An 11,382-nucleotide genomic window follows, 5' to 3' on the forward strand; every position below is an offset into this window, starting at 1 on the left:
TCATGGCTTTTTTTTCGTGCGTGCAGCCCAAGGCTGCCAGCGCCACAGAATAGCGAGGTGAAGGGATTCTAAGCGTTTGTGTTTCCTTGCGTTTTTGTGCGAACCGAAGGCCAGGGCGAGACAGCCGGCGAGCGAGAGCGATTCTCAGAAGGTGGGGGGTGCTCGGAAAAAGGTAACGTAGGTAATTCGGCCATTTTTTGATTGCAAGCGACTGAATATAAAGGAATCAGGCGTTACCTTTAAAAGGTAACAAAAGGTACTGCAAAAGGTAACGCCGCCATAAGTGGCTGTTTATAAAGGATTCTAGAAAATGAAGAAATCACCCTTCAAAAAGGTAACGCATTACCTTTCCATCACCTTTTTGTTACCTTTTGGACACTCGTTTGAAATTCTTCAATTTCATCGGCTTGCGCCATTTTTCGGCTTGCCGTTACCTTTGTTACCTTTTTCCCAGCCCCCCAGGAATTCTAGGATTCCCTCGCGCACGTCATGCCCGCACGCGCGTCGCGCGCATATTCTCTCTCGTGCTGGGGACTTGACGGGGACTGGAAATCAGCGGGGACTGCGAAAGCGAGACAGTAAAAACAACTACTTAGAACAACAAATGGTGCGGATGGGGAGACTTGAACTCCCACGCCCGAAGGCACCAGAACCTAAATCTGGCGTGTCTACCAATTCCACCACATCCGCACGGTTGGGCAGGCGTCCACATTGTACGGACCCCGTGATGCAAGTCAATTGCCATGAGGCAGCTCGAGGTGCGCGATGGCGGCTTCGGGGCGCCTGGCCGGGGCCACACGGCTCAGTCGCGGTATCACGCCCAGGCAGGGAGCGTCGAGGGTGCGTTGCAGGGTCGCCAGGTTGTCGGCATAGAGCGATTCGTCGCGGGCGAAATCAGCATCCAGCAGGTTGCCCACCCAGCCGGCCAGACGAGCGCCGTCGGCACGTATCGCCTCCGCCGTCAGGCGGGCATGGTTGAGGCAGCCGAGCTTGAGGCCGATCACCAAGATGACCGGCAGATCGAGGCGCGTCGCCAACCCGGCCAGGTCTTCGCTGTCGTTGAGCGGCACCCGCCAGCCGCCGGCGCCCTCCACCAGGGTGAAATCGCGTGGGGCCTGCAGCCGGGCGGCAATCTGTTCGCTCAACCCGGCGAGATCGAGCTGGACGCCGGCGCGCTGGGCAGCCAGGTGCGGGGCGATGGCGGGCTCGAAGGCGAAGGGGTTGACCGTGTCGTAGCTCACTGCCGGCACACTGCGGGCCAGCAGGGCGAGGGCATCGTCGTTGCGCAGGCCATCGGGAGTGTTGGCACAGCCCGAGGCGACGGGCTTGAGTCCCAGCGTGGTGAGTCCCCTGGCGCGTGCCAGGGCCAGCAGGCTGGCGGCGACGAGGGTCTTGCCGGCATCGGTATCGGTGCCGGTCACGAAGTAGACGGACATGAAGCCGGCTCCTTGTCGAGAACGAGGGTAAGACGCTGATAGCTCAGCGGCAGACCCGCGGGCTCGCGCAGCGACTCGTAGCGCCGCTCGGCACGGCGTAGATCGTGGCGGGTGCGGCGCGCGGCAGAGCGTGTGGCCTGGGCGCCGACCCCTCTGATGGAGGCCATGACGGCCGTCAGGTCGGGGTAGAAGAAGCGCTCGGCAGTCTCGCTGCAGCGAACCCGGGTAAAACCCGCCAGTCGCGCGCTGGCCAGATGCTCCAGCCGCGAACGGAAGGATAGCAGGGTGTCCGGAGTGGACCAGACATGCGCCGCCTCGCGCAGCGTACCGGGCCCCAAGGTATTGATCACGGCCCGTCCGCCGGGGCGCAGCACGCGAAACAGCTCGGCCATCAACGCATCGAGATCGGTACACCACTGGATCGCCAGGTTGGAGAACACCAGATCCACCTGGCGGGCGGCCAGGGGCAGCTCGGCGGCATCGGCACAGAGCCAGGCGATGCCTTCACCCTCGGTCTCGCGGGCCACCTGCAGCATGCCCGGGGCAAGATCGAGCCCGAGCACCTGGCAGTGCGGGCCGAAATGCGCCGCCAGGCGCCGGCTCCAGTGCCCAGGACCGCAGCCCAGGTCTAGCACGACCTCGGCCTGGGCCGGCAGATGCTCCCACAGCGCCGCTCCCATCTGCTGCTGGGCCTGTGCCAACTGCGTATAGCGGCCTGAGGCCCGGGAAAAGGCCTGGGCAACCTGCCGGCGCCAGTCGCTTGGATCGTCCGGCAGTGGCCGGACATCGGCGTGACCAAGACTCCCGCTCATATTGCCGCCTCGTGCTTGTCGTCGGCTGCCACTTCTTTCCTCAGTTGCGTCAGATAGGCGGCGAGCGCCGTCGGACATGACAGCATGGGGCAGTGGCCGGTATCGGCCAGTACCAGATCGGCCGAGTGGCGCGCCTCCTCGCCCAGCAAGCCGTCGTGTGCTCCCGCCACTCGCCGAATCGGGCAGGGGGGCGTGGCGAACTGGAGTGTGAGATCGATGCCGGCCAACTGCTCGAGTCCGGCTTCGAGGGTGTGCAGTGAGGCGCTGGGTCGGGGCCCGATCAGGTCCAGCAACCGCCGATGCGCCGTGCGCGGAGTGGGCTCGCCCTGCAGCTGCCAACGCAGAAAATGCTGCCAGGTAGCCTGGGGCTGGCGCTCGAAGGCGCGGCGGAAGGTGTCGAGTTCCGTGGCCGAGACGCCGCCCGCCTGACAGAAGCGCGCCGCGGTGCCGATCAATACCAGCGCCCGAGGCGGCGGCAGATGGGCCAGCAGCGCGCCGGCGAGCAGGCCGCCGAGCGACCAGCCTACCCAGATGGCATCGGCTGGCAGCGCATCGCGCATCAGCGACGCAAGTTCGGGCAGTGAAGCAGGATGGCTCTCTGCGCGACGTTCGCCGTAACCGGGCCAGTCGGGAGCGTGCACCTCCATGCCGGCCGGCCAGTAGGGGGCGAGGGGCTGCCAGATGCGCGCATCGATGCCCCAGCCCGAGAGCAGCACCATGGCCGTCATGCCGCGTCCTCCTCGTACAGGCGGGCCAACGCTTCGAGCAGCCGGTCCAGGCTTTCCCGCGGGTGGCTGGCGCGCAGGGTGATACGCAGCCGGGCTTCTCCGTTGGGTACGGTGGGCGGCCGAATGGCGCCGACCAGCAGGCCTGCCTCGCGCAGGCGCGCCGCCCAGTGCATGACCTGCCGACCCTCGCCCAGAACCAGGGGTTGAATGGGAGTGAAGGAGTCGCCCAGGGGCAAGCCAAGCAGCGCCGCTTCGTGGCGGAAGTAGTGGATGTTGTCGCGCAGTTGCTGACGTCGCTCCGGCTCGGCGGCCAGGACGTCGAGTGCCGCCAGGCTAGCGGCGGCCACGCCGGGCGGCTGGGCGGTGGTGTAGACGTAGGCGCGGGCGAACTGGATGAGGTGCTCGATCAGCGCTTCGCTGCCGGCAACGAAGGCACCGCCGGTGCCCAGCGCCTTGCCCAGCGTGCCGACCAGGACCGGAACGTGCTCGATCCCGTGGGCGTGTCCCACACAGCCGTCGCCGTGAGCGCCGAGAATACCGATGCCATGGGCATCGTCGATCATCAGCCAGGCGCCGTGGCGGGCGCTGACCGTGGCCAGGCCGCCGATGTCTGCCACGTCGCCGTCCATGCTGAACACGCCGTCGCTGGCTACCAGCTTGGCGGCCTCGGCCGGCGCACGGCTGAGCAGGCGTTCGAGATCATCGAGGTCGCGATGATGAAAGCGCCGCGAGCGCGCCCCGGTGAGGGCGGCGCCGTCCAGCAGGGAGGCGTGGTTGAGACGATCCTGGAACAGCAGGGTGTCGCTGTCGCAAAGGGCCTGTAGGGTGCCCAGGTTGGCCATGTAGCCGGTGGAGAACAGCAGTGCCCGGGGCCGCCCGACGAGTGCCGCCAGGCGCCGTTCGAGCGCTTCATGGACCTCCAGATGGCCGCTGACCAGGTGCGAGGCACCGGCGCCGGCGCCGAACCTGCGCACTGCCGTCGCCTGGGCCTCGGCGAGGCGCGGATCGTCCTTTAGGCCGAGGTAATCGTTGCCGGCAAAATCGAGCAGCTCTGGCTGGAGCGTGTTGCGCTCACGCCAGAGTCCCTGGGTGCGGCGCCAGGCCGCGGCCGCTTCGAGTCGCTCGGTCCAGACGGCGGAACCCGACGGCATGACCTCAGACCTGCGTGGCGTCGTAGGCCAGTGCGGCGCTGGCCGCCTGGGTCGTCTGACGGGCCAGGGCGCCTTCCAGCGAGGCTTGCTGGCGAGCGTCGTCCTGGCAGGTTTCGCGCCGCTCGGGATGCAGGCCGAGCTTGGCGAACAGGGCGCGGTCGCGCTCCACCTGGGGGTTGCCGGTGGTCAGCAGCCTGTCGCCGTAGAAGATGGAGTTGGCGCCGGCAAGGAAGGCCAGCGCCTGGGTCGACTCGTCCATCTGCTCACGACCGGCCGACAGGCGCACGTGGCTGGCCGGCATCAGGATACGAGCCACGGCAATCGCACGTATGAACTCGATGGGGTCGAGATCCTCCACCTGCTCCAGCGGTGTACCCGGCACCTTGACCAGCATGTTGATCGGTACCGACTCGGGATGCGGCTCGAGCCGGGCCAGCTGCTGCAGCAGCGCGGCGCGGTCGCGAGGCGCCTCGCCCATGCCGAGAATGCCGCCGGAGCACACCTTCATGCCCGCATCGCGTACGTTGGACAGGGTTTCCAGGCGGTCGGTGTAGGTGCGGGTGGTGATGATCTCGCCGTAGAACTCCGGCGAGGTATCCAGATTGTGGTTGTAGTAGTCGAGACCGGCCTCGGCCAGGCGGCGGGCCTGATCTCCATCCACCATGCCCAGGGTCATGCAGGTCTCGAGCCCCAGCGCCTTGACCCGGCTGACCATCTCCAGCACCACGGCAAGATCCTTTTCGCGCGGGCTGCGCCAGGCCGCGCCCATGCAGAAGCGGCTGGCGCCGGCCTCCTGGGCGGCCTTGGCCTGGGCCACCACCTTCTCGATCTCCAGCAGCTTCTCCTTGTCCAGCCCGGTGGTGTAGTGGCCCGACTGGGGACAGTACTTGCAGTCTTCCGGACAGGCGCCGGTCTTGATCGATAGCAGGGTGGAGACCTGCACGGCGTTGGGGTCGAAGTGGGCGCGATGCACCTGCTGGGCGCGGAACAGCAGATCGTTGAAGGGCAGGGCGAAGAGCGCCTCGATCTCGGCCAGCGACCAGTCGTGGCGGGGCTTGGCATGGGCTTGGAAGTCGGAATGGCCGCCGAGGCTAGTGGGCAGGGCATCGGTCATGGTGGACTCGCCTTGGTCAACTTTGAAAAGTCATGATGTTGACCATGCAGCGTACGTGAAACTGAGAGGCTGTCAACCCACGCTTATGGTAGGGTTGACTAGCGTCTCGCTGCGTACCGCTTGGCCTGCTTCTGCATCGTAAAGTGATAAGCTCGGTGCTTGTCAGCCATGGCACAAGGACCCAGGCCGTGCAGGAAAACATTGAGCCCCAATGCGCACCGGAAGCGTCGCTAGAAGCAGCAGTTGGAGACCAGGTCGCAGGCCAAATTTCAGGTAAGGCGGCGAGTGAAGAGACAGTGGCCGGTCGCAAGACGACGGTCGGTTGGCTGCGTTCGCTCTGGCACGGCCTCGACCTTGGCCTGCGTCGTGCACTGCCTGGGCGCTGCGGCTTCTGCCTGGCCCCTGCCGAGCGGGACCGCCCCTGGTGCCAGGCCTGCTTCGAGGCGCTACCGTGGAACCTGCCGGCCTGTCCCAGCTGCGCCGAACCGCAGCCGCCAGGGTCGCTGGCGGGCAAGCGCTGCAGTCACTGCCTGAGCCGACCGCCGGCCTTCGTCCGTTCGCACGTGCCGTTGCGCTATCAGGACGAAGTGGCCCAGTTGATGCAGCGCTTCAAGTTTCATGCCTCTCCGCGGGCCGGCACCGTCCTGCTCGAACTCTTCGAACTAGGTCAGGGGCAGCAGAAGCTGGCCTGGCCCGAGGCGCTGATTCCGGTGCCGTTGCACCCCAAGCGCGCCCGGGAGCGCGGCTTCGATCAGGCCGACTGGCTGGCCAGGCGCCTGGCGGCGCGCCACGGTCTGCGGCTCTACAGGGCGCAGCGGCGCCATCACACCCCCTCGCAGCGTGGCCTGGACCGCACCGAGCGCTTCGGCAATCTGCGCGATGCGTTCGTGATTACCGAAGCACTCCCCGAGCGCGTGGCGCTGCTCGACGACGTCATGACCACCGGCGCTACTCTGGATGCACTGGCCCGGGCCTGCCTGGCCGCCGGCGCCCGCGAGGTGGAGGCCTGGGCGTTGGCGCGCACTCCGTTATAAGCGGCAGGCCGGCTCACAGGGTCGGCTCCGGCTGATAAGATAGGGGGTTCTTTTCAACCGGTGACGATCATGCAGAGCACGCCGCATCCTTTTGCCAGCCTTTCTCCCGCCCGCGTCGTGGCCGCCGTCGAGTCGCTCGGCTTCTGGCTGCCCGGCGAGCCCTTCACGCTGAACAGCTATGAGAACCGGGTGTATCTGCTGCATGACGACGAGGGGCGGCGCTGGGTGGCCAAGTTCTATCGCCCCGAGCGTTGGCAGGACGCCCAGATCCAGGAAGAGCACGACTTCCTGGATGAGCTGGTAGCAGAGGGAGTGACCGTGGCGGCGCCCTGGCGCAACGCGGCGGGGCAGAGCCTGCATCATGCCGAGGGCTTTCGGCTGGCGCTGTTCCCGCAGCTGTCGGGGCAGGCGCCGGAGCTGGAGAATCCCACCCATCTGTTTGCGCTGGGCGAGCTGATCGGCGCCGTGCACGCCATTGGCGAGCGCTCTACCTTTCGCCATCGCGTGAGTCTCGATCTGGATGGCATGGTGCGCGAGGCCCAGCAGCGGGTACTCGGCGCCCCTTGGCTCGACCGTCGCCAGCGCCAGGCTTACGAGCGGATCAGTAACGCGTTATACGCCGAGCTGCAGGCCTACGCCTGGACGCCGGAGATGGCGATACGGGTACAGGGCGACTGCCATATCGGCAACATGCTGGGTCGTGACGATCACTTCGCACTGGTGGACTTCGACGACTGCCTGATGGCCCCGGCCATTCAGGATCTCTGGATGCTGTTCACCGCCGAGCACGAGGTGGAGTGGCAGATGCAGCTCTCAGAGGTGCTGGAGGGCTACGAGCAGCAGCGCGAGTTCGACCGCAGTGAATTGAAGCTGATCGAGCCGCTGCGAACCTTGCGCCTGATGCGTCACAGTGCCTGGCTGGTCGCCCGCTGGGACGATCCGGCCTTCCCGCCGGCGTTCCCGTGGGTACCCGATGCCGGCTACTGGGATGCGCACATTCGTCAGTTGGAGCAGCAGCGGCTGGTGTTGGCGCAGGCGCCGCGCTGGCTGACCTGACGATTGGCTTGAAAGTGGGGGCTGGGTACTGGCGCTGCGAGGGGAAGCCCGGCGCACTCGACTGGAGTGCGCCGGCAGGAATCACATGTCGTCGGGGTCGGGGCGCTCGGCGGGAATCGGGTTGGCGATACCCGCACCGTTGGCCTGGCGGCGCTGCTCGTTGATACGGGCGGAAGGGTTGTCCTGCTCCTCGATCTCCAGCGTGCTGGCCAGCTTGAGATGAAACACGTGATCGGCGTCCAGCTCGCAGCGCTCACCGTCACACGCCACGATCCCGTAGCTGCCATCCAGCTCGTAGCCGGCGGCAGAGAGGCTGCCGCTGTAGATATCGCTGTCGCCGCCATCCGTCTCGATGCAGGTCAACGACTTGGTGGTGATACGTAGACGATCGCCGTCCTGACGGGCATCGCCGACGAGAACGCAGTATTCCGGCAGCTCATGGCTGGCTTCGGCAGCGTCGCCGGCGGGGCGTAGCAGAATGTCGTCCAGGCGCGTCTCTCCGCCAGCCAGGGTCAGGCTGTCGACCGCCTGCACTGCGACGGTGGCATCCTTGGGTAGAGAGAGGGTGCCTGCCGAGGCATGCAGAGGCATCAGAAGTAGGGCCACTCCGCTGGCCGTCAGTATCGCATCCGAAATCTTGATCATATCGTGCTCTCGCGGGGACAAGTCTGCGCGTTTCGGCAGTTTCGATACATGGCATTTTACCATAGCTGGCGGTACGCAGCAGTGGCACGAATGTCGCAGCGGAGCAATTTCAGACGACCTGCCTGCGAGATACTGTGGGTTACGGTAGAATGACGGCAGGATTGGAAAAAGTTGTACAAAGTATAATTTTTGTATATTTTCTGACTAGCAGCGACGATGGCCGGGCCATCGCGAAACGAGCGGTACCATCCAGCAGTCGCAGGGCCTGACCATGAACGAAGAGCTTGCCAACTTCTATCGCCAGATCATTCTCGAATTGGGGGAGGACCCTGAGCGTGAGGGGCTGCGCGATACGCCCAAGCGTGCCGCCAAGGCGATGCAGTTTCTCACCCGCGGTTACTCACAGACGCTCGAGGAGCTGGTCAACGGCGCCGTGTTCGAAAGCGAGACCGACGAGATGGTGCTGATCAAGGACATCGAACTCTATTCGATGTGCGAGCACCACCTGCTGCCGTTCATCGGCAAGTGCCACATCGCCTACCTGCCGAGGGGCAAGGTGCTGGGTCTGTCCAAGTTTGCACGTATCGTCGACATGTATGCCCGTCGCATGCAGATCCAGGAGAATCTGACCCGACAGGTGGCCGAAGCCGTGCAGCAGGTCACCGGTGCACGGGGGGTCGGCGTGGTGGTCGAGGCGCGCCATCTGTGCATGATGATGCGCGGCGTGGAGAAGCAGAATTCCAGCATGTCCTCTTCGGTGATGCTGGGTGCGTTCCGCGACAACCCGACGACACGTCAGGAGTTTCTCATGCTGGTCGCTGGGCGCTGAACGCGCCGCGCCGGCCTAGCGGTCTTCCTTCATAGGAGCCAACGCCATGCCCCTGCACGCTCTGGATGATCAGCATCTCGACCATGACCTGGCGACCATCCGCATCAAGAACCTGCGTTTGCGTACCTACATCGGCATCAAGGACGAGGAGATCCTCAATCGGCAGGACGTGGTGATCAATGCCGTGATCCGCTACCGGGCCGACAAGGCGATGGCGTTCAATCGTATCGAGCAAGCGCTGAACTATCGCACCATCACCAAGGAGCTCATCGCTCTGGTGGAGGAAGGCCGCTTCCAACTGCTGGAGCGTATGACCCGCGAGGTGCTGGATCTGATCATGTCCCACGAGGAGGTGCTCACCGCTCAGGTGGAGATCGACAAGCCCCATGCGCTGCGCTTTGCCGATTCCGTCTCCATTACGCTCTCCGCCAGCCGGGAACCGCGTCGCCGGCACTGATCGATACCTCTCCTCAATCTGCCTCGGGTTGGTGGCAGCGGGTCTTTGCGCTTAGCATGGGGCAGTACCGCTGAGCCGAAAGAGAGAGACGCAACGTTGGAACGTGACATCTCCGCCCCGGAGTCGCCGCGGCGGCGTTATGCCCCCTGGGCCATGACCGCCATCGTGACGGCACTCGTTGCCCTGCTGTTCCAGGGCAGCCTGCCACCACTGAACATTGCCGCCGCCATCTTCGCATTGATGGGACTGCGCCAGATCCGCCGCCGCCCCGACCGCTACATTGGCCGAGCTTTTTGCTGGCTGGCCATCGCGCTGGTGCTGATACTTGCCATACTGACGGCGATGCTCCAGCCCCCGGTGCTGGACGATGCTCCCGCCACTGCCCCCGAGCCGCGCACCATCGAGGTGGAATGACGAAACAGGGCGCGGCACGAATTCATACACGCCAAGTGAAGCAAGGCCCGTAGAGGCCAGGAGAAACGACATGGAAGCTCTGAAGGAAACGCAGCTCTACTGTCCGTTCGCCTATATCGACGGCAGTTGGGTCGCTGCCGACAGCGGTGAGCAGATCGAAGTGGTCAACCCGGCGACCGGCGAGACCTTCGGTACCGTACCGAGGCTGGGCCGGGCAGAGACCGAGCGCGCCATCGCCGCAGCGGATGCGGCGCTGGTCGGTTGGCGTGCCCTCACCGCCCAGGAGCGGGCCGACATCATTATGAAATGGCACGACCTGATGATGGAGCATCAGGACGACCTGGCCATGATCATGACCCACGAGCAGGGCAAGCCGCTCAAGGAGGCCGCCGGTGAGATCGCCTATGCGGCGAGTTTCCTGCGTTGGTTCGCCGAAGAGGCGCGGCGCATCTACGGCGAGACCATCCCGGCGTCGAAGCCCAATCAGCGTATCGTGGTGACCAAGCAGCCGGTGGGGGTGGTCGGTGCCATCACGCCGTGGAACTTCCCGGCGGCGATGATCACGCGCAAGGCCGGCGCGGCGCTGGCGGCAGGCTGTACCATCGTGATCAAGCCGGCCAGCCAGACCCCGTTCTCGGCCACTGCGTTGGCGCTGCTGGCCGAGCGCGCCGGCATCCCGCGCGGTGTTTTCAACGTGGTGCCGGGCCGGGCCAGCGAGATCGCCTCGGCAATGACCGAGTCGCCGCTGGTGCGCAAGATCACCTTCACCGGCTCCACCGAGGTGGGCCGCGAACTGATGGCGCAAGCCTCTCGCCACATTCAGAAGATCTCGCTGGAGCTGGGTGGCAATGCACCGTTCATCGTCTTCGAGGATGCCGACCTGGATGCCGCCGTCGAGGGAGCCATGGCGGCCAAGTTCCGCAATGCCGGCCAGACCTGCATCTGCACCAACCGCTTCCTGGTGCAGTCGAGCGTGATCAACGCCTTCTGCGAAAAGCTGGCGGTGGCGATGAACAGCGAGCTGAAGGTGGGTGACGGCACCGAGCCGGACATCAACATCGGCCCGCTGATCGACGACAAGGCGGTGGCCAAGGTCAGTGAGCACGTGCACGACGCCGTCGACAAGGGCGCGGAGCTGCTGCTGGGCGGCAATCCCCATCCGCTGGGTGGCAACTTCTTCTCGCCGACGTTGATCAGCTTCGCCAACGCCGACATGAAGGTCGCCCACGAGGAGACCTTCGGCCCACTGGCAGCGGTGTTCCCCTTCGAGGACGAGGAGGACGCCGTGCAGATGGCCAACGACACCCAGTACGGCCTGGCCTCCTACTTCTACTCGCGGGATCTGGGCCGGGTATGGCGCGTCGCCGATGCGCTGGAGTACGGCATGGTGGGCATCAACACTGGGCTTATCTCCAACACCGCGGCGCCGTTCGGCGGGGTCAAGGCCTCGGGTCTCGGCCGCGAGGGCGGCCACCAGGGGATCGAGGAATTCCTGGAAACCAAGTACCTCTGCATCGACCTGGGCTGACCGGGCTTCGCCCGGAGCCGAAAGTCATAAGCTGCAAGAACGAAAACCCCGTCGGCCTGAACTGCACCCCGAAAGTTGGACACCCAATCCAACCTTCGGGGTGTTTTTATGAGCAATCGATACGATGAGGGGTTCAAGCTGCTGGTGGTGCAGCAGTGTTTGCACGATGACACCAGCT

General features: G+C 65.1%; 12 protein-coding genes and 1 tRNA gene. 6 read left to right on the forward strand and 7 right to left on the reverse strand.

All coding sequences use genetic code 11. The features are described from left to right. Positions 1–605: 605 nt before the first annotated feature. The 6 genes from HOP59_RS06080 to bioB form a co-directional block, all read right to left on the reverse strand. A tRNA-Leu gene (locus tag HOP59_RS06080) sits at positions 606–690 on the reverse strand. Positions 691–734: 44 nt separating this feature from the next. After that, the gene (bioD, locus tag HOP59_RS06085) at positions 735–1,436 is read right to left on the reverse strand and encodes a dethiobiotin synthase (protein ID WP_234253186.1); all 702 of its coding nucleotides are present in this window, start codon (positions 1,434–1,436) and stop codon (positions 735–737) included. Next, entirely contained in the window at positions 1,418–2,248 is an 831-nt protein-coding gene (locus tag HOP59_RS06090; RefSeq protein WP_234253187.1) for a methyltransferase domain-containing protein, read from the reverse strand. Before HOP59_RS06090 ends, bioD begins: the two co-directional genes overlap by 19 nt. Then, positions 2,245–2,976, reverse strand: a complete 732-nt coding sequence (locus HOP59_RS06095) for an alpha/beta fold hydrolase (RefSeq protein WP_010629132.1) — start codon at positions 2,974–2,976, stop codon at positions 2,245–2,247. Before HOP59_RS06095 ends, HOP59_RS06090 begins: the two co-directional genes overlap by 4 nt. Continuing rightward, a complete protein-coding gene (gene bioF, locus HOP59_RS06100; protein WP_010629131.1) occupies positions 2,973–4,127 on the reverse strand; it encodes an 8-amino-7-oxononanoate synthase in 1,155 nt (384 codons plus the stop codon). The genes HOP59_RS06095 and bioF overlap by 4 nt, the downstream gene beginning before the upstream one ends. Positions 4,128–4,131: 4 nt before the next feature. Then, positions 4,132–5,241: a biotin synthase BioB gene (bioB, locus tag HOP59_RS06105; RefSeq protein WP_234253188.1), complete on the reverse strand. Its 1,110-nt coding sequence runs from the start codon at positions 5,239–5,241 to the stop codon at positions 4,132–4,134. Between the two features lie 296 nt (positions 5,242–5,537). On the opposite strand from bioB, the gene HOP59_RS06110 reads away from it, so the two are divergent. Together HOP59_RS06110 and HOP59_RS06115 are read left to right on the forward strand one after the other, a co-directional pair. After that, on the forward strand, positions 5,538–6,275 hold the full coding sequence (locus HOP59_RS06110; RefSeq protein WP_234253189.1) for a ComF family protein: 738 nt from the start codon (positions 5,538–5,540) through the stop codon (positions 6,273–6,275). Positions 6,276–6,344: 69 nt separating this feature from the next. Next, entirely contained in the window at positions 6,345–7,331 is a 987-nt protein-coding gene (locus tag HOP59_RS06115; RefSeq protein WP_234253190.1) for a serine/threonine protein kinase, read from the forward strand. 81 nt (positions 7,332–7,412) lie between these two features. Here HOP59_RS06115 and HOP59_RS06120 read toward each other — a convergent pair whose 3' ends face one another. Continuing rightward, on the reverse strand, positions 7,413–7,976 hold the full coding sequence (locus HOP59_RS06120; protein WP_234253191.1) for a hypothetical protein: 564 nt from the start codon (positions 7,974–7,976) through the stop codon (positions 7,413–7,415). A 271-nt stretch (positions 7,977–8,247) separates the two neighbouring features. Here HOP59_RS06120 and folE point away from each other — a divergent pair, with 271 nt between their 5' ends. The 4 genes from folE (at position 8,248) to HOP59_RS06140 (ending at position 11,204) form a co-directional block, all read left to right on the forward strand. Then, a complete protein-coding gene (gene folE / locus HOP59_RS06125) occupies positions 8,248–8,805 on the forward strand; it encodes a GTP cyclohydrolase I FolE (protein ID WP_010629126.1) in 558 nt (185 codons plus the stop codon). 46 nt (positions 8,806–8,851) lie between these two features. Next, positions 8,852–9,262: a dihydroneopterin triphosphate 2'-epimerase gene (folX, locus tag HOP59_RS06130; RefSeq protein ID WP_010629125.1), complete on the forward strand. Its 411-nt coding sequence runs from the start codon at positions 8,852–8,854 to the stop codon at positions 9,260–9,262. Between the two features lie 96 nt (positions 9,263–9,358). After that, positions 9,359–9,676 (forward strand): DUF4190 domain-containing protein, encoded by a 318-nt coding sequence (locus HOP59_RS06135; RefSeq protein WP_010629124.1) that lies wholly within the window; start codon positions 9,359–9,361, stop codon positions 9,674–9,676. Between the two features lie 70 nt (positions 9,677–9,746). Beyond that, positions 9,747–11,204, forward strand: a complete 1,458-nt coding sequence (locus tag HOP59_RS06140) for an NAD-dependent succinate-semialdehyde dehydrogenase (RefSeq protein WP_010629123.1) — start codon at positions 9,747–9,749, stop codon at positions 11,202–11,204. The last annotated feature ends 178 nt before the right edge of the window (positions 11,205–11,382 follow it).

The organism is Billgrantia aerodenitrificans (genome assembly GCF_021404405.1).
In the GTDB taxonomy this organism is placed as follows: Bacteria; Pseudomonadota; Gammaproteobacteria; order Pseudomonadales; family Halomonadaceae; genus Halomonas; species Halomonas aerodenitrificans.

Coding starts and splice junctions, on each gene's coding strand:
- bioD (WP_234253186.1), bottom strand. CDS start 1,436: ATGTCCGTCTACTTCGTGACCGGCACCGATACCGATGCCGGCAAGACC.
- HOP59_RS06090 (WP_234253187.1), bottom strand. CDS start 2,248: ATGAGCGGGAGTCTTGGTCACGCCGATGTCCGGCCACTGCCGGACGAT.
- HOP59_RS06095 (WP_010629132.1), bottom strand. CDS start 2,976: ATGACGGCCATGGTGCTGCTCTCGGGCTGGGGCATCGATGCGCGCATC.
- bioF (WP_010629131.1), bottom strand. CDS start 4,127: ATGCCGTCGGGTTCCGCCGTCTGGACCGAGCGACTCGAAGCGGCCGCG.
- bioB (WP_234253188.1), bottom strand. CDS start 5,241: ATGACCGATGCCCTGCCCACTAGCCTCGGCGGCCATTCCGACTTCCAA.
- HOP59_RS06115 (WP_234253190.1), top strand. CDS start 6,345: ATGCAGAGCACGCCGCATCCTTTTGCCAGCCTTTCTCCCGCCCGCGTC.
- HOP59_RS06120 (WP_234253191.1), bottom strand. CDS start 7,976: ATGATCAAGATTTCGGATGCGATACTGACGGCCAGCGGAGTGGCCCTA.
- folE (WP_010629126.1), top strand. CDS start 8,248: ATGAACGAAGAGCTTGCCAACTTCTATCGCCAGATCATTCTCGAATTG.
- folX (WP_010629125.1), top strand. CDS start 8,852: ATGCCCCTGCACGCTCTGGATGATCAGCATCTCGACCATGACCTGGCG.
- HOP59_RS06140 (WP_010629123.1), top strand. CDS start 9,747: ATGGAAGCTCTGAAGGAAACGCAGCTCTACTGTCCGTTCGCCTATATC.